Source organism: Paenibacillus sp. cl130 (genome assembly GCF_900116035.1).
Lineage (GTDB): Bacteria > Bacillota > Bacilli > Paenibacillales > Paenibacillaceae > Paenibacillus > Paenibacillus polymyxa_B.
In genome coordinates this window covers 498,212-516,323 of sequence record NZ_FOYG01000003.1, presented here as the reverse complement: position 1 = coordinate 516,323, position 18,112 = coordinate 498,212, and the positions used below count along the sequence as shown (strand labels likewise).

17 protein-coding genes and 1 pseudogene are annotated in these 18,112 nt (G+C 42.0%); 12 read left to right on the top strand and 6 right to left on the bottom strand.

Annotation, left to right across the window (positions count from 1 at the left end):
• Nucleotides 1–28: 28 nt before the first annotated feature.
• Nucleotides 29–598, top strand: a complete 570-nt coding sequence (locus BM358_RS11405) for a TetR/AcrR family transcriptional regulator (protein WP_023988846.1) — start codon at nt 29–31, stop codon at nt 596–598.
• A 202-nt stretch (nt 599–800) separates the two neighbouring features.
• Nucleotides 801–1,052: a YolD-like family protein gene (locus tag BM358_RS11400; RefSeq protein ID WP_023988845.1), complete on the top strand. Its 252-nt coding sequence runs from the start codon at nt 801–803 to the stop codon at nt 1,050–1,052.
• Nucleotides 1,053–1,259: 207 nt separating this feature from the next.
• Here the strand turns inward: BM358_RS11400 and BM358_RS11395 are convergent, their stop codons facing one another.
• Nucleotides 1,260–1,589 carry a DUF3817 domain-containing protein gene (locus BM358_RS11395; RefSeq protein ID WP_023988844.1) on the bottom strand — a complete coding sequence of 110 codons (330 nt, stop codon included), beginning with the start codon at nt 1,587–1,589 and terminating at the stop codon, nt 1,260–1,262.
• A gap of 507 nt (nt 1,590–2,096) precedes the next feature.
• Between BM358_RS11395 and BM358_RS11390 the strand changes: the two genes are divergently transcribed.
• Nucleotides 2,097–4,148: a fibronectin type III domain-containing protein gene (locus BM358_RS11390; RefSeq protein ID WP_028541631.1), complete on the top strand. Its 2,052-nt coding sequence runs from the start codon at nt 2,097–2,099 to the stop codon at nt 4,146–4,148.
• Nucleotides 4,149–4,233: 85 nt separating this feature from the next.
• On the opposite strand, the pseudogene BM358_RS11385 reads toward BM358_RS11390, so the two are convergent.
• The 3 genes and pseudogenes from BM358_RS11385 to BM358_RS11375 all read right to left on the bottom strand — a co-directional run bounded on the left by BM358_RS11385 (nt 4,234) and on the right by BM358_RS11375 (nt 6,346).
• Nucleotides 4,234–5,196, bottom strand: a pseudogene (locus tag BM358_RS11385) (aldo/keto reductase).
• A gap of 113 nt (nt 5,197–5,309) precedes the next feature.
• The gene (locus tag BM358_RS11380; protein WP_049828422.1) at nt 5,310–5,705 is read right to left on the bottom strand and encodes a MerR family transcriptional regulator; all 396 of its coding nucleotides are present in this window, start codon (nt 5,703–5,705) and stop codon (nt 5,310–5,312) included.
• Between the two features lie 188 nt (nt 5,706–5,893).
• Entirely contained in the window at nt 5,894–6,346 is a 453-nt protein-coding gene (locus tag BM358_RS11375; RefSeq protein WP_081819218.1) for a helix-turn-helix transcriptional regulator, read from the bottom strand.
• Between the two features lie 91 nt (nt 6,347–6,437).
• On the opposite strand from BM358_RS11375, the gene BM358_RS11365 reads away from it, so the two are divergent.
• The 5 genes from BM358_RS11365 (at nt 6,438) to BM358_RS11345 (ending at nt 13,075) form a co-directional block, all read left to right on the top strand.
• A complete protein-coding gene (locus BM358_RS11365; RefSeq protein WP_331280954.1) occupies nt 6,438–7,547 on the top strand; it encodes an MFS transporter in 1,110 nt (369 codons plus the stop codon).
• Nucleotides 7,548–7,889: 342 nt separating this feature from the next.
• Nucleotides 7,890–8,495 (top strand): pentapeptide repeat-containing protein, encoded by a 606-nt coding sequence (locus BM358_RS11360; protein WP_028541627.1) that lies wholly within the window; start codon nt 7,890–7,892, stop codon nt 8,493–8,495.
• 18 nt (nt 8,496–8,513) lie between these two features.
• The gene (locus tag BM358_RS11355) at nt 8,514–9,008 is read left to right on the top strand and encodes a hypothetical protein (RefSeq protein WP_028541626.1); all 495 of its coding nucleotides are present in this window, start codon (nt 8,514–8,516) and stop codon (nt 9,006–9,008) included.
• Nucleotides 9,009–9,020: 12 nt separating this feature from the next.
• Nucleotides 9,021–11,858 (top strand): excinuclease ABC subunit UvrA, encoded by a 2,838-nt coding sequence (gene uvrA / locus BM358_RS11350; protein ID WP_028541625.1) that lies wholly within the window; start codon nt 9,021–9,023, stop codon nt 11,856–11,858.
• An 89-nt stretch (nt 11,859–11,947) separates the two neighbouring features.
• On the top strand, nt 11,948–13,075 hold the full coding sequence (locus BM358_RS11345) for an NAD(P)/FAD-dependent oxidoreductase (protein ID WP_028541624.1): 1,128 nt from the start codon (nt 11,948–11,950) through the stop codon (nt 13,073–13,075).
• A gap of 78 nt (nt 13,076–13,153) precedes the next feature.
• Here BM358_RS11345 and BM358_RS11340 read toward each other — a convergent pair whose 3' ends face one another.
• Nucleotides 13,154–14,020 (bottom strand): MurR/RpiR family transcriptional regulator, encoded by an 867-nt coding sequence (locus tag BM358_RS11340; RefSeq protein ID WP_023988835.1) that lies wholly within the window; start codon nt 14,018–14,020, stop codon nt 13,154–13,156.
• A gap of 181 nt (nt 14,021–14,201) precedes the next feature.
• On the opposite strand from BM358_RS11340, the gene BM358_RS11335 reads away from it, so the two are divergent.
• A complete protein-coding gene (locus tag BM358_RS11335) occupies nt 14,202–15,221 on the top strand; it encodes a Gfo/Idh/MocA family oxidoreductase (protein WP_028541623.1) in 1,020 nt (339 codons plus the stop codon).
• A gap of 1 nt (nt 15,222) precedes the next feature.
• Nucleotides 15,223–16,215: a Gfo/Idh/MocA family protein gene (locus BM358_RS11330; RefSeq protein WP_028541622.1), complete on the top strand. Its 993-nt coding sequence runs from the start codon at nt 15,223–15,225 to the stop codon at nt 16,213–16,215.
• 39 nt (nt 16,216–16,254) lie between these two features.
• On the opposite strand, the gene BM358_RS11325 is transcribed toward BM358_RS11330, so the two are convergent.
• Nucleotides 16,255–16,797 (bottom strand): TetR/AcrR family transcriptional regulator, encoded by a 543-nt coding sequence (locus BM358_RS11325; RefSeq protein ID WP_231517190.1) that lies wholly within the window; start codon nt 16,795–16,797, stop codon nt 16,255–16,257.
• A 198-nt stretch (nt 16,798–16,995) separates the two neighbouring features.
• On the opposite strand from BM358_RS11325, the gene BM358_RS11320 reads away from it, so the two are divergent.
• Nucleotides 16,996–17,325, top strand: a complete 330-nt coding sequence (locus tag BM358_RS11320; protein WP_023988831.1) for a carboxymuconolactone decarboxylase family protein — start codon at nt 16,996–16,998, stop codon at nt 17,323–17,325.
• A gap of 24 nt (nt 17,326–17,349) precedes the next feature.
• Complete coding sequence (locus BM358_RS11315; RefSeq protein ID WP_028541620.1) at nt 17,350–18,096, top strand: SDR family oxidoreductase; 747 nt, start codon at nt 17,350–17,352, stop codon at nt 18,094–18,096.
• Nucleotides 18,097–18,112 lie beyond the last annotated feature (16 nt).

Here is an 18,112-nt window from a genome sequence, read left to right as displayed (position 1 = left end):
AAATAATATATAATGAAGGATGCTGTATATGGCTGCTAAACCTGAATCATACGAGAATATCGTACAAACCGCATCGAAGCTCTTTTTTCATCAGGGGTATCACGCAACTGGACTGAATCAGATTCTTGCGGAGAGTGGATCACCGAAGGGCTCACTTTATTATTATTTTCCGCGTGGTAAAGAAGAATTAGCTTTGGAGTGCATAAGAAGAGGGAATGAATTTATTAAGCAAAAATTAAAACAGACACTGGACGAAAACGATAATCCTGTACTAGCCATTCAGAATTTTATTCGTAATACAGCTGAGGAGGCAGACCGTACCGGCTTTAACGACTTCATGCCGATTGGCTTCTGGGCTGCTGCGGAAACTTCCTGTATTAGCGAATCGCTACGTCATGCTTGTGTGAATACATTTGCAGATTGGCAGCGCATTTATATGGAACGTCTTCAGAAATCGGGCTGGACAGAAGAAAAGGCACACAGTCTGGCGGTACTTATCATTTCGATGCTCGAAGGTGCATTAATTTTGGCTGTTACGCAACAGAGCAGTGCTCCTATTTATAATATCGTGGATTACATTCCACAGTTGGTCAAATAATCCTGTCTCTTCGATTTTCAATCGCTCCTAATGAGCTCCAACAAGCAACTTTAAAAAGCCGATGTTCTCGTTTTTGAGAACTTGGCTTTTTAGTGGTTCTGAGACGTAATTTTACTCACATTACCAGCACCAAATGATGAAAAGTATGGTAAAATGGAATGAATTTGATTTTGATTTTGCACGAAAGGAAGGGTGATAGCAAATGGCAAAAGCGAAGGTAGCCAAACGGCCTACTCGGGATGAATTTGTACTGGAGGAAATCGGGAATCAGCTTGTAGAAGCACAACGTGAGCAATCCGAAATCGTATTGACCGTATGGGGACGCCAAGAAACAACCCGCGGACAGATCGTTAAAATGGACCCGAGAACGGGAAAGGTTCATGTGGAGAGTAATGGAGAAACAGAAAAAGTTCCTTTTATGGATATTATGAGTGTAAATTACCCGAGAGATTAGTTGTTGTGATTACATAAATATAGCAGAAAGGGACGAAAAGAATGACAAAGTTAGGGTCTCCCTTACTGCTGTGGGAAAGTAACAATTTACAATTCGCGTATACAAAAACAACCGAGTGGTTTAGAGCCATCGGTTGTTTTTGTATACTGCTGCATGAGTGGGAAGAGAAAGCCGCGTTATTGTGTTGGCACTTTCCCTTGTACATGCTTATGTAGCTTTTATCGGGCTGGTATGACTGGCACGTGCTTCGGCTTTCTTAAGCACCTTACGATCAAAAATGAAGGGGCCAAACGGCAACAGCGATGCAATCAAGGCTGCAAGACTTTGCAGTAGCGTTATTTTCCGCAGAATCAGCATGACCACAGTAGCTATGACATAAGCCACGAACAGTACCCCATGGATCATACCCACCCAGCTTACCATTTGCGGCATTCCAGCTGCGTATTTAAGCGGCATAGCGATACACACAAGCAGTAGATATGAAATCGCTTCAATATTACCAATGACACCAAACATCTTAAAGGCATTTTTGAACATAATACACCTCCTTCTCCTATTGCTTAAAATTTAATATATCCTATAATGCAATGTTATTAAACGGTAGAAAGTTACGATATATCGAATATTTACAGCTGAACCCCAAGGTTATGTCAGAGCTTTCACATGACTGAAGTATCTCACATCAATGCTTCATTTCGCTGATTCCAACGTACCACAGCTTAGCGTGCCCGGAAACGATAATCGTAATTTCGTTTAAATTGTTGAAACAAACAATAGGGCTTAAAAAGATGGCTTGAAGTAAGAAAAAACACTAAGCTGATCAAGTTCGAAGGCTTAGCACAAGTTGTTTGCGCGACCCTATCAGTAAAAATGCTAGTGTGAAGCCTAAACATTTTGTATGCAAATTCCGATAACAGTTAAATGAACGTGTGTACATTATAGTGTGAATTTTAAAAGCTGGATGGCAGCAGAAGGGTTTGTAAGCTTAACTTATTAGTTTTGACAAATAAAATTTCCATACTGGTATCAAGGAGAGCATAGATCATGAATAAAAAACGTTTGCGTCAATGGATGGCTCCGTTCGCAACGGCTACACTGATTTTGAATACGGGATATGGCATTTTGGCCCCCGATGCAGTGGCTAGCGCGTTGCCGACTGAGAGGCATAACTCAAATCTGACAGGACTGAATACAGCACAGTTACATACCAAATTAGCAACCGCTCAAGGTCGTCATGTGCCGGTTACTTCAGGCACGAAAGTGACTACGTTAACAAAAGGTTATGGTCAGAACACCTATCTCAACCAAATGCTAAAAGTAATGTCGAGCCAAATGGTTACTGCGAATATCGCGCCGGCAGAGGTAAGCAATCTGACAGCGGTTCCTACAGAAACAACAAAAGTAAATTTGTCCTGGACCAATCCGTCGGACCTTAATTTCGACCATGTAAAAGTGGTTGGTGTCACTAACGATGTGTATGTAGATAATATTAGAAGTAACTCTTATATGTTGAGCGGTTTACAGCCGAATACGACTTATACCTTTCGAGTGAAGACGGTGAATAAGAGCGGAGATGAATCACAAGGTACGACAGTACAGGCCAAAACGGCTTCCATTGATGTCCCTGTAGATAAGACACCTCCAGGAGAGGTAAGCGGGCTGACAGCGACAAATGTCGGATATAACGCTTTTACCGTAAATTACATATTGCCTAAGGATGCTGACCTGAGCCAAGCGATCATCTATTTAAATGGTAAGGAAGTGCAGCGAACTACAGGGACGTCCTATACGTTCAGTGGATTGATTGCCTCCACAAATTATACAGTTCTGGTCAAGACTATTGACAAATCCGGCAACATCTCTGGAGGAATCAGTATTCCGGTTACGACCTCAGCGCTCAGCGTTGATACCGTGCCCGAAGTGACAGGAGCTTCAGTGACATCAGTTAATAACTATAGCGTCACTGTTTCCTGGACGAGACCCAGCGGAATTAGTACAGTCAGTCTGTATAAGGACGGGCAACTGGTAACCGATTCATCAGGAACATCCTATACATTCAACAATCTTTCTTCAGGGCAGGCCTATTCGTTCACGATTAGGTCCAAGCGAAGCACAGGTGCATTGTCCTCTGGTGTGAGACTGACTGCCACAACGGACAGTACGTCCTCCAATTCGTCAGAAGTGTCCAATCTTGAAGTAGATAGCAAAAGTGACACCTGGATCAAAATCACCTACGATATGCCGAGTAAAGCCGACAAGGTGAAGATATATGTTGATGGAGATTATGAGGGAACTACAAGCTCTGAGTCCTATAAAATCACGGATTTGCGAGAAGGACGCTGGTATGAGATTAAGGTCGTAACTGTCAATAGTAATGGAAGAGAATCTAGCGGTGTAAAGATATCAGAACGCACGAATTCGGATGGTTACTATTCTTCTTCGTCATCTAGTTCATCGAATTATGAGAAAGCGAGAGATTTGATGCGAATTGCAGAAAACAGTCTGAATGCCTCGGACTGGCGTTCTGCCAGAGATGCAATCAGTGATCTGCCGAGCGGAACCCGTAAAAGCGATTTGCTGGATCGGTTAGAAGCTATTCGCAATAGAGCGATTGGTACCAGTAGTTCATCATCCGGGACGAGTTCTACAACAACAACTTCTGGTACAACGTCCTCATACCCTAACAATGCGGTTTCCTCATATTCAACTTCGTTCACCCTGACACCAGGAGCTAAATCAGCTTATGTCGATGGTCGTGCTACGACGATGGCTCAGGCTCCGCGAATCATAAATGGGGCGACGATGGTCCCGCTGCGCTTTATCAGTGAACGGATAGGTTACGAGGTAAATTATGAAAAGGCGACCAAAAAGATCATTCTGACTCGACCTACAGACGGCAAACAAGTAGTGCTTCAAGTCAAGAATTCGACCCTTGCCGTGTATGAGTTAAACAACTCCCGAAGTTATTCGACGAACATCACAGCTCCGGTTATTGTTAACGGCTACACACTGGTTCCATTACGAGTAATTAGCGAGCTTTCGGGGTATCAGGTGAACTATAATACTGCATCCAAACAAATTACGATTACAAAATAAATACTTCTGTAGAAAGGGTTCTAAAGTTTTCACTTTAGAACCCTTTTTGTGTATTAGGAAGTGTATGTAGAACAATGACAATCTGTTACTCTGTAAACAAGTTATTTTGATTGAAAAGAATATCGAGTTGCTTAAGCTCGCCACTTGTTAGTCGAACACCCAGAGTTTGAAGATTGGACTCGATTTGATCAGACTTGGTTGCACCTGGAATAATTAGATCAACGGCTGGACGCGTTAATAGCCAAGCTAGCGCAATCTGTGCAGGATCTGCACCCTTGTCTTTCGCGAATGCTTTGAAGCGATCCACGCGTTCCAAATTTGCGAGAAATGCTTCTTTTTGAAATAAAGGATTATTCATTCGTGAAGTGTCATTAAAAACATCATCCTTCTTATATTTACCGGCCAACAGACCTGATGCGAGCGGGAAAAAAAGGAATCAGTGAAATTTCGTGCTCTAGACAATAAGGAATAACGTCGGCTTCTGCATGACGAACCAGTAGTGAGTATTCAGCTTGAAGAACATCCAAGTGCTTATCAACATTAAAAGCCTGAAGCTGCTCAAAGCTTAAATTTGAAGCGCCAATGGCTTTGATTTTCCCTGACTTCTTCAGCTCTGCAAGTGTGTCAGCAGCTTCAGCTAGCGGGGTCCGGCTATCGGGAAAATGAAGAAAGAAAATGTCAACATAGTCTGTCTGTAATCTCATCAGGCTGTCATCCACAGCCTTATTTAATGCAGCTGGACTGTTGTCGACTTCCAGATGGCCTTGATTAAATTGGGGTTAGAAGAAGATTTAGTAGAGATTACAAGATGTTCACGGCCACCATAATCCCGGATGGCTTCACCGATTAACTCCTCAGAGTGGCCCATTCCATACAGAAATGCGGTATCAATGAAATTGATCCCTTTTTCAAGGGCAGTCCTAATTAATTGTCGGCTTAGAGTATCATCGACTTTTGGATACATCATTGAATTACCTACCACACCTGCTCCAAAACCAAGTTTAAATGCTTTTAATCCTGTTTTTCCTATTGCTATTGTATTGTTCATGTTTTTAAGCTCCTCTTTTGTATGATGTGGAATCCTAGGAAGGACTCTAATGCACATCTTACAACCTGGTGTAAACACTAGGTCAAGCAGAGCGATCAGGAATCGAAAACAGATTAAGTTTGGGTCTCAAGTGGCAAAAAGTTATGGCCAAATTTTTGCCCGGTTTGCAATTTCAATTCAATCATATCCTTAATTTCCTGAAGTTCTTTCAGTTGCTGATCTATCTTTTTTTGGTAATCGTAAAGCCTATCGTACCATTCAATATTTGATATGTTGCTCTCATCTAATTGAAGCTGGATCATAGGTCTTAACTCCTGCAGAGACATTCCAGCTTTTTTTAAACACTTGATCATAAGAAGTGCCTCTTTGTGTGAATTGTTATATATCCTGTGTCCATTATTTTTTTGGGCCACGGGAGGAAGAAGACCCATTTTCTCATAATACCGTAAGGTATCCTCACTAACTTGGAATTGATCCATAAGTTCCTTCATTTTAAAATTTGTTGTCATCTCTCGTCACCTTCGTAAGGGATCATTTAACGCTTAATGAATGCATTAATTATAATATCTGGAGTTAACACGAGGTCAAGATTTATTCATGGAGAATCAAGATATTTCGCAGTATAAGTTTTCAAAATGAGACACGCTGCTGGACTTGGCTATTATTGTTTTCTGCTATATGAAGATAAGATCTCGCATTACTGTATATTCGAACAGGCATTAAAACGAAATTCATGTGGGGTCAATCCACATCGTTCCTTGAAAATTCGATAGAAATACTTCATATCATGAATACCGACTTCAAGTGCGATCGTTTGAACGCTCCAACTGGTATCTAATAGTAAGCTACAACTCTCGTGAATACGAATATCCTGCAGCATTTTTGTATAGGTCATTCCGCTAGCTTTTTTAAATTTGCGTTGAAATTGACGTGAGCTAATTAAAAATTGCTTGCAAATTTGATCAACCGACAACGGATTTTTATAATTTCTGGTTATATCATCAATCGTATACTGAATGGGATCCGTTATGACTGGCTTGGAAACATGAGCTACTTGTATCACATGACTGAAGCTTCCAATAGAGCAGACATTGTATTCCTTCAAGATGTTGTTAAATGGGGAGTGTATAACTTGCCTGAAGGAAGACATAATCCGAGAAGCGCAGCCCCTTATGTTCTGGAAAATGGAGAGGGAGACCGATTACTCACTGGAGATCAGCTCCACAGAATTCTAGCCACTCCTGATTACCTTTGGATTATGTTGTTTTGCGCTAGGATCTATTGTCGGCTTTTTTTCTTCTAATTATTGGATGGTTATTGTGAGCAGAATCTTCCAATCCATAGGGGCGTCTGTTGTCCCGGCATCATCCATGTTGATCCCGATTCGCTATATATCTATCGAAAATCGTGGCAAAGCTTTGGGGATTACCTCTGCAGGAATGGCCTTAGGGACGGCAATAGGCCCAATTATTGCTGGATTTGTTATTGGATTTGCAAGCTGGCGCTACCTATTTTTAATTTCATTTCTAGTCATTATTACAATCCCTCTTTTCAGGAGGTATTTAATAAATGAAACACTTTCAAAAGGAAAAGCTGATCTCATAGGAGGTATTTTGCTTGCAGCTTCAATTACGCTGCTGCTACTCTCCATTACTGGACACAGCTGGAGTTATTTTACGGCTACTATCCTAATATTCATATTATTCATCATTCGCATTAACAAAACGGATGAACCCTTTATTGAACCGACACTTTTTAAAAATACAAGGTATACGATAGGGTTGATTATCGCTTGTATGATTCTTACACTTAATTTATGTGTTCCGTATTTGATCCCGCAGGTGTTAAGCTCAATACATCACTTATCTTCTGTGAACACAGGACTCGTGATGTTTCCCGGTGCTTTGATTGCTGCATTGCTTGGGTTGGTGGGTGGAAGAATTGCAGATGCAAAGGGCAATCGCTTTGTATTCTCGTTGGCATTCTTGTTCCAAGTGATGGCATACCTCATATTGGGTATTTTTATGGACGCGGTTCCTGCCGTGATTGCGATTATCTTAATTCTAGCGAATACTGGATTAACATTTGCTCAGATTACAATGGCAAACACCATTTCTCGAACATTAAGCGGCAACCAAACCGGAGTTGGTATGGGTATCTATATGATGGGAAGCTTTATGGCGGGGGCTATCGGAACGTCTATTCTTGGATCCGTACTTAATCAAGGAGCACAAAGCAAAATTATGTTCAGCACTATTTTTTTGATTTTGGGCATATCGATTATAGGCTTTGCTATTTTCTATTTTACAGTTTTTCGTAAAGAAGCATCACCCGTTCAGCAAGACACATAGCAATCAATTATACTAAACGATCCTTATTAATAACCGACAGGTGTCTTAGTTACGACCTGTCGGTTAAACCTTACTAAAACACTCCTGACATCAGTATGTCAGGAGTGTTTTCATTTCGATGCAGCAGACAGAGGAACTCAATGTCTATTTGCATTAAGCGAAAATGAAGACTGAACCTCTGAATATTGGTTTCAAAAAAAATGGACTTGACTTTCTAACCATTTTAGACAGGTACTTGACAGGTATATGATATATTAAAAAAAGTTGAGATTTACTTATAGACTTTCAACATGATTGTCTACTCATAAGAATTAAAAATCAATTAAATGGCGGGGATATACAGTGTATCAATACAAAGATCAGGATTATGAAGCTGTTCATTTTGATGGACAAGATTTGCGGTATGGAGAACTCGTACGCTGCACTTTTAAAAAGTGTACATTCATGAATACTTCATTGGATGAGATCGAGACAAGCCATTGTCGTTTTATTGAATGTGACTTTAAAGGTGCTGCTCTATGTGGATCTGTGCATACGGAATCAGCTTTTGAAAATTGTTCTTTCAATGGTGCCAACCTTTTTGTTTCCAAATTCAGCTCTTGTAAAATGACAGGATCGGACTTTGCAGGTGCTCAAATGGACGGTGTCACTTTGAGTCAAGGAGACTGGTCCTACACTAATCTAAAGCATACCAAGCTGGGGAAACAGGATTTGAGAGGAATTCGTTTTTATGAAGCAGATTTTTCTGATACCGATTTGACGAAAGCTGACCTGAGAGACTCTGACCTAACGAGAGTAACTTTGAGCAGAGCGAACTTGCAGGGAGCCGATCTACGTGGTGCCAATCTTGAAGGAATTGATTTGAAAACTTTGAATATTAAAGGCGCGCGAATGGATAGAGAGCAGGCGATTCTGTTTATACGCTCTTATGGAGCAAAGGTAGACTGAAGAACAGTGGAGGTTTTCATGGAACAGTCTAAAAAACTTCTTTTTTATCCAATGTATGGTGTATGTATTCTCGAATCTGTAGAGAAAGAAGATGACTTGGAAAACCTACAAAGTTCCTATAACTTGTATTTTCCTAAACAAGGACTTCGCATGTTTATTCCGCAACATAGAGCACTGCAAAAATGTATCCGACCTTTGTCCAATGTGGATTACTTTTTGAGTTCCAGAGCTCAATTTTTTGGAGAATATGCTCAACTTCCTTTGAACCCTTCTGAACGTCGCTGCTTTTTGCAGGCCAAGATCGAGTCAGGGCTTCTTCATGATCATTTTGGCATCATCAGGGATATAATTTGTTCCAAAGCCTACAATTTGAAAATGAATTCTCATGATAGGTCCATTCTGAGTATGGCTCGAGAGATGCTGGTAAGTGAACTAATGTATGTTTTGAATCTTTCAGCAGACGATGCAGGCAGGTATTTGAAAGAGGATATTGAAAAGCGTCAGCTTGGGTAGGAGGAGCAGTACATGCAAAATTTTATTAACGTTCATGGAGCACGGGAAAATAATCTGAAAAATATTGATATTCAAATTCCTCGTGACCAAATCGTTGTGATCACCGGGGTGAGCGGCTCGGGAAAATCCAGCCTGGCATTCGATACGCTATATGCTGAGGGACAAATGCGTTATGTTGAATCACTATCTTCCTATGCAAGACAATTTCTCGGGCAGATCAATAAACCAGATGTCGACTCGATCGAAGGACTTTCACCCGCAATTGCCATTGAACAAAAAACGACATCTAACAATCCACGTTCCACAGTGGGCACTGTAACTGAGATTTACGATTTTTTGAGGTTATTGTGGGCAAGGGTTGGAACGCCGCATTGTCCATCCTGTAAAAGTGAAGTTACGCGCCAGTCTGTCGATCAAATTGTAGATCAAATATATAGGCTTCCTCAAGGAACGAAATATATGGTGCTCGCACCTTTAGTACAAGATAAAAAAGGGGAGCACCAGCACATTTTTGAACAAGCGAGAACCAATGGCTATGCACGTGTGCGAGTAGACGGTATCGTTAAGAACCTATCGGAAGAGATCCAACTTGATAAAAACAGGAAACATACTATCGCTATTGTAGTGGACCGTCTGGTAGTCAAAGAGGGGGAAACTCAGAGACTGACAGACTCTATTGAAACAGCCATTACTTTGTCCGGCGATACTGTATTGGTTCACCGGATGGATAGCGGTGAGGACATGCTGTTCTCCCAAAGTTTTGCTTGTGCCCGTTGCGGATTTTCCATGCAGGAGCTGTCTCCTCGCATGTTCTCTTTTAATAATCAGTACGGCGCCTGTCCGACTTGCTCGGGACTTGGGTTTCATCTTGAGGTTGACCCGATCAAAGTCGCACCTGATCGCAGTCAATCGTTGAACTCGGGCGCAATTAAAGCTACCGGATGGGGAAATGTCGAAACCAACTCCTATTGCAAAATGTATTTTGAAGCGATTGGAAAAAAGGCTGGATTTGATCTGGATACTCCTCTTGATCAGATTTCACAGCAAGCATTGGACATGCTCCTGTATGGAACACAGGGTGAAAAACTTGAACTTAGATGGGAAAGCAATCATCGGGAGAGGCTGCTGCACCAGGCATTCGAAGGGATTGTCAACAATCTGGATCGACGCTACCGGGAAACCCAGTCCGATACAATGCGGAAAGAACTTGAAAGCTATATGTCCGCCTTGCCTTGCCACGACTGTCACGGTGATCGGCTGGCACCGATGCTTCTTGCTGTAACCGTCTGTGATATGAACATCTCAGATTTCTGCAAGCTGTCTGTTACCGAGGCCATTCATTTTATCGAAAATATGCATCTGTCCCCGGTTAAGGCTATGATTGCCGCCCCGATTACGACGGAGATTGTTGACCGACTTGTATTTTTGAAAAATGTCGGGCTGGAATATTTGACGTTATACCGAACTGCCGGAACACTTTCAGGCGGGGAGAGTCAGCGCATTCGTTTGGCCACCCAGATAGGATCGCGCTTAACAGGAGTGCTGTACATTCTCGACGAGCCCTCGATCGGTTTGCACCAGCGAGACAATAAACGGCTTATTTCCGCTTTGAAGGAAATGCGTGATTTGGGCAACACCGTCATTGTGGTGGAGCATGACGAAGAGACGATCCGCCAAGCAGACTGGATTGTGGACATTGGTCCGGGTGCGGGTAAACATGGAGGAGAAGTGGTTGCTCAGGGAGAACTTGACCAAATTACCGCTGAAAAACGTTCGATAACAGGCCAATATTTGTCGCATCAAAGATGGATTCCCGTGCCTGAGAACCGTCGACCAGGCAATGGACATCATCTGACTATTGTGGGAGCAGCGGAAAACAATCTGAAAGACATCAATGTATCCATCCCATTAGGAACGATCACGTGTGTTACGGGCGTTTCCGGGTCAGGTAAGTCCAGCCTTGTTAACGAGATACTTTATAAAAAGCTGGCGGCGACGCTAAATCGAGCTCATACTCGCTCAGGAAAACATTTACAAATTGATGGCATAGAGCATTTGGATAAGATTATTAATATGGATCAAAGCCCGATCGGACGGACTCCTCGTTCCAACCCGGCCACATACACCGGTCTTTTTGATAATATTCGCTCCCTATTTGCCATGACAAACGAAGCCAAGGTGCGTGCTTATGGCCCGGGTCGCTTTTCGTTTAATATTAAGGGCGGACGCTGTGAAGCCTGTACGGGTGATGGATTGATGAGAATCGAAATGCATTTCCTGCCCGATGTGTATGTGCCTTGTGACGTCTGTAAAGGGAAGCGATACAATCGCGAAACTCTGGAAGTTCACTATAAAGGGAAAAGCATTGCAGATATCTTGGAGATGACTGCGGACGAAGCTGTTGTATTTTTTGAGTATGTTCCAAAAATACGGAAGAAAATCGAGGCGCTCTGTAAAGTGGGGTTGGGTTATGTGAAGCTGGGTCAGTCTTCTACAACGCTATCAGGCGGAGAAGCGCAACGAGTGAAACTTGCATCAGAACTGCTGAAGCCCGCTACGGGTTCAACGCTATATGTTATGGATGAACCCACTACAGGACTTCACGTTGCGGATGTGCAGCAATTGATCAATATACTTCATGTGCTGACCGAGGAGGGGAATACCATTGTTGTTATCGAGCATAATCTGGATGTAATCAAGAATGCAGACTATATTATAGATCTGGGACCCGAAGGTGGTAGCAATGGAGGGAACGTCGTATGTACCGGGACCCCAGAACAAGTGGCCGACTTTAAGCTGAGCTACACGGGGCAATATTTACGAAAAGAACTTAGAGACATACATTCATAGATAATCATCCTAATCTCGAATTTCAAACTCTATGCATTCATGCAGTATTCGCTATAATGGATACAGTGATTTAGGAAAGGGATGTAATCATGAAGAAGGTCATCGTAATTGGATCAGGAATTCTGGGGGCATCGACAGCGTACCAGCTAGCAAAAATGGGTGCTGATGTCATTATTGTAGATCGTAAAGATAAAGGACAAGCTACTGATGCCGCCGCTGGCATTATCTGTCCCTGGCTATCACAGCGACGTAATCAGGCTTGGTACCAGCTGGCCAAGGCAGGCGCACGCTTTTATCCTGGGTTGATTGAAGAACTCAAAAGCGAGGGAGAAACAGAAACAGGCTATGCTCAAGTGGGTGCTCTCAGTATTCATGATGATTTGGAGAAAATCAAAAAAATGGAGGAGCGGGCACACTTACGACAAGCGGATGCACCGGAAATCGGTGAAATTACCCGGCTAAATGAAAAAGAAACCCATGAACGGTTTCCTTTGTTAGTAGAAGGTTATCATTCTGTTCATATTAGCGGTGCCGCCCGTATAGATGGTCGTGCGCTGCGGGATGCGTTGGTCCGATCAGCACAGAGACATGGAGCGACCCTTATACATGGGGATGCTGCACTTCAATATGAGTCCGACCAAGTAACTGGAGTAGCGGTCGGTGCAAAAAGTTTCTCGTCCGACAAGGTCATTGTTTGTGCAGGTGCATGGGCAAATCAATTACTGTTGCCTTTGGGCATTCATTTTAAGGTTAGTTATCAAAAAGCACAAATTATGCATTTGCAGGTTCCTAATAGGCAAGACACAGGCACCTGGCCTGTAATCATACCGCCTTCTGATCAATACCTGCTGGCTTTCGATAAACAGAAGATCGTAATAGGGGCGACTCACGAAAATGAAATCGAGGGTTACGATACGAGGGTAACAGCAGGTGGGATGCAGGAAATTCTGCACAAAGGTTTAGAGTTGGCCCCTGATTTAGCAAACAGTACTTTTCAGGAGGTAAGAGTTGGTTTCCGTCCTTTTACACCCGGTTTTCTACCGGTGATCGGAGCTGTTCCAGGCTGGGATGGTCTTATAGCGGCAAATGGGCTTGGAGCATCCGGGTTGACCATGGGCCCCTTTATTGGAAATCAGCTGGCAAAGTTGGCACTTGGAATGGATTTAGATATCGATATCAATGATTATGATATTCGAAAAGCAATAGATGAAAGTTGATCCTTGACCGGAGACAACAATATATATGCTTATGAAGTCGCCATACTGGCGACTTTTTGTTTTAGTGCTATATTCATTCTATACGTCATTCATCATGTCATTGAGATGCGAATTTTTTAACGATTGTGTTGTGGTTTGCATGTTTTTCAAGTAGTCGATTTTATAGATACAGGAATAGATCACATTTAATACATAGTCAAAGGCAATCTGCGATGAAAATGTACCAATCTTGGCATGTTTTACTTCGTCATTAGGCACCTGGATACAGATATTACTGAGTTTGGCCAATTCGCTTTGATTGGTTGCTGTAATTGTGATAAAAGGGATATTTTCATGTGCGAAATGCCGTGCTGCTTTTAAAAAAATCGGCGACTTTCCGTGGTAAGTTAAAAAAACAGCGCAATCCTGTGTCGTAAGATTAGCCGTATGGTAAGCCCACTCAGACAGCTCCGTGGCTATAAACACATACTTGTTTATTTTTACCAATTTATTTTGGAAACTTTTCGCACGGATCTGTGAATCACCTAACGCATATATAAAGATTCTTTTCGCTTGATCCAGCAGTAGGGCTGTTTGCGACAATAAATCATCATCCATGAATGTAAAGTTTTTTTCAATCGTTTCTTTCATTAATTCTGCAATTTCTTTCGCTACTTGAAGTGGGGATTCATCAAAACCGAAAGGATAGTTGGGGTCTACATTGGAAATGTTCTGGGTATTCTGCTGAAATTCCCGAGCAAGTTTGATTATGAACTCCTTGAAACCAGATAGCCCAAGTTTATGTGTTAATCGATTAATCGCGGAATGCGAAGTATATGTTGCCTTTGCAAGCTCCTGAATATTTAAGTGCAGGATACTTTCCTTATGAAGCAAAATATAGGATGCAATGCTTTTTTCGTTTGGTGTAAAGTTTTGCATTTCGGATAATTGCATCAGTATTTTCAACAGGTTCACTCCGGTTCAATTGAAATAACGTTTGATAAAGGATATAAAATAAACATTTTGTTTAAAAACAACCCGCCATGTTGACAAATAATCGGTTGAATGTACCATTTTGGCGGCAAATCCTTTACGATCAACATTCTTCTTCTATAATAAATGAAAAAGAGCCTAAGGGGGAAATAATATGCTTACCATCGGTTATATTGGAAATGGGAAAAGCACGAACCGTTATCATCTTCCTTTTTCATTGAACAGAGCTGATTTGAAAGTGAAGACGATATACGCACGTAATCCAGATAAAGGGGAGTGGAAAAAAGTCCCTGACGTGCAGTATACAGATAATATTGAATCTCTAATGAACGATAAGGAGATTCAGTTGATTGTTATCTGTACACCTGTAGAATCCCACTACGACTATGCGAAAATGGCGCTTGACCACGGGAAAAATGTACTTGTTGAGAAACCTTTTATGTTAACCAAAGAAGAAGCCATGTCGATCTTCCAATATGCTAAAGAGAAAAATCTGGTTGTACAATGCTATCAGAATAGACGTTACGACTCGGATTTCCTCACTACCCAGAAGGTTATTGAATCAGGAAAACTTGGAGATTTGCTGGAAGTGGAGATGCATTACGATTATTATCGCCCTGAGATTCCAAATTCTACCTCTCATTTTTCCAAGTATAACAGTTACCTATATGGACATGGCGTTCATACCACTGACCAGGTTCTTTCCTATTTTGGGAAGCCGGACACAATCCATTACGATGTTCGTCAATTGCTGGGTGCTGGGAGAATGAATGATTACTTTGATCTGGATTTTTATTATCCCTCGCTCAAGGTATCCATCAAATCCAGCTTTTTTCGCTTAAAAGAGCGGCCGAGTTTTGTTGTATACGGCAAAAAAGGCGTTTTTATAAAGCAAACGAAGGATCGTCAGGAGGAGCATCTGAAATTATACTATCTGCCTAAGGGACACGCCGATTTCGGCATCGACCTGCCCGAGCATTACGGCATCTTAACATATTTGGATGATAAAGGCGAGTATCATGAAGAAAAAGTCGTTTCTGAAAAGGGAGACTATGCCCGAGTGTATGACGATATTTATCAGTCGATCGTATTTGGTAAAGAAAAAGTGATTAAAGACGAAGAAACGATAATTTGTATGGAAATACTTGAAAAAGGTATAGAGGAGTGCAACTAAAATGAAGTTGGGAATTGTCGGAGCAGGGATGATCGTAGGGGATCTATTGAGCTTTATTCAGGAAATCCCGACCATTGTATTAAAGGGCATTTGTTCTAGACCTAGCCACCAGGAGAAATTACTGGATTTGAAAAATAAATATGGAATAGCTCAGATTTATTCGGATTACAGCGAAATGCTGATGAACCGTGATGTGGATACAGTTTATATCGGGTTGCCTAATCATCTTCATTATTCATATGCCAAAGAAGCATTATTGAGTGGTAAACATGTCATTTGTGAGAAGCCGTTTACTTCCAATTTGCAAGAATTTCTAGAGCTAAAAGAAATTGCTCAGCAAAGAAAACTGGTATTGGTGGAAGCCATAACGAATCAATATTTGAAAAATTATTTGTCAATGAAGGAGTATCTACCTAAACTTGGTGAGATCAAAATAGTTGAATGCAACTATTCTCAATACTCATCTCGATATGAAGCTTTCAAAGCGGGAATAATCCAGCCTGCGTTTAATCCGGAAATGTCTGGTGGAGCCTTGATGGATATTAATTTATATAATATTCATTTTGTTGTTGGATTCTTCGGTAGCCCAAAGAAAGTGGAGTATTGGGCGAACATGGAGCGTGGAATTGATACTTCAGGTATGCTGCTGCTTGATTACGGTGATTTCAAGTGTGTCTGCATAGGTTCAAAAGATAGTACGGCCCCCAATGCCGTGAACATTCAAGGCAATAAGGGCTATTTACACATGGCAAGTTCAGCTAATATATGCGACTGCTTTGATTACACTGCGAATAAGGAAACGCCAATTCGTGTGGATCTAAAAGATCATTCGCATCGAATGTATGACGAATTCGTTGAGTTTGATCGTATCATCGAAGAAAAAGATTTTGGAAAAGTCTCGAATATGCTTGAACATAGCGAGAAGGTCATGAATGTCATTGAGAAAGCCAAGCAGTCCGCCAATCTTGTATTTGGCCCTGATAAACCATTTTGAGAGTAGCAGACATATGTCTGCTACTCTTTTTTATCAGATTCACAATTTCCGGTCCAACAGCATGCCTATTTGCTCTGCCATCTCGACAGGAGAGAGAGGTTTATCATTCAAAAACCACCACTCCATAATCCCTACCACAGCGGACGCTGCATAACGGACAACCACTTCTTCGTTTAGTCCCCGATTTCTTGCTTCATTCATGTCGACCTCTTCCCGAAGTTCATCGATCATAAATTCAAGAAACTGAGTGCGGAAGTAAGGGGCGCCTTTGCTCACCAGCATCGTGGAGAAAAATAAATAGTTAGCCTCAAAATATTCAAACCAAACAATTTCGGCCTCTGTAAAGCTCAAATGAGCCGATTCAATACATAATCTTCGAAGTTCATTGATGTGTGCGGCCATCAGCTTATCCAGCAAATCATATTTATCCACGTAATGAAGATAGATGGTTCCCCGGCTTACATTCGCTTTGTCGGATAGATCCTGAATCGTAATATGGTCGAAACTCTTTTCGGCCATCAACTCCGTTAATGCTTTTTTCAAGGCTTCCTGTGTTTTGAGTATTCTCCTGTCCACTTTCACTGTGTTCAACCCCTAAACTTCTAAATGATAATTGACTGTTTTAACTTATATGTCTATTAATGAACAAATCAAGCGTATTTAACAATTGCAAGCATTTTGTATCAGCTTATAATAATAGACACAAGTTCAATAATGTATCTTTTTCAATTATAGATGCATTTATATGAAGGATCAATGCAAAGAAAGAGGAGATATCACATGTCAGATACTCAAAAACTTACGGCTGCACAGCGAACGATTGGGGACTTCTCACCAAAGATTGTCGAGCTGACCGACAAGGTGCTTTTTGGGGACGTTTGGGAACGCAAAGAGCTGGCCCCACGCGACCGCAGCCTCATTACCGTAGCAAGCTTGATCACCGGAGGGAATTCCGAACAACTGGGCTTTCATTTGGGTAAAGCCAAAGACAACGGCCTGACGGAAGAGGAACTGATCGAAGTCATTACCCATCTTGCCTTTTATGCGGGCTGGCCGAAGGCGATGTCCGCTATTACAGTGGCCAAAGAACTATTCGCAAAAGAAAACTAAGTCTCGAAAGGATGTTCATTCTCTATGTCCAATATTCAAGATAAAGTCGTTATTATTACAGGTGCTTCCAGCGGAATCGGAGAGGCAGCGGCCAAAGAACTGGCATCTAAAGGTGCGAAGCTTGTGCTGGCGGCTCGCCGTGAAGACCGTTTACAAAAGCTGCAAGAAGAAGTTGAACAAAGAGGGGGTACAGCCATCTACAAAGTAACCGATGTGACATCGCATGAACAAGTGGAGGAGTTGGCTTCGTATGCACTTCAAGAGTTTGGGAAAATCGACGTACTTATCAATAATGCCGGAGTCATGCCGCAATCGTTTCTCTTTAAGAAGAAAATTAATGAATGGGATATGATGATTGATATTAATATCAAGGGCCTTTTGTACGGGATTGCTGCTGTTCTGCCTGCGATGCGGAAACAGAAATCTGGCCATATCATTAATCTGTCTTCTATTGCCGGACATAATGTCTATCCCGGCGGCACTGTATATTGCGCGACCAAACATGCCGTAAGGGCGATTACGGAAGGTTTACGTCAAGAAGAGGCGATCAGTGGTACCCAGATTCGTACAACGAATATCTCTCCAGGAGCTGTCAGCACTGAATTGACGGAGGGAATCACGGATGCAGAGTTAAAACAAGCCTACGATGAGTTATATCAAGGAGCGATTAAAGCGGAAAGTATCGCACGTGCGATTGCTTTTGCGATTGAAGAGCCAGGAGACGTTGCGATCAATGAAATGATTATTCGCCCAACCACACAACAGGCGTAAGTCAACAGCAGGAGGA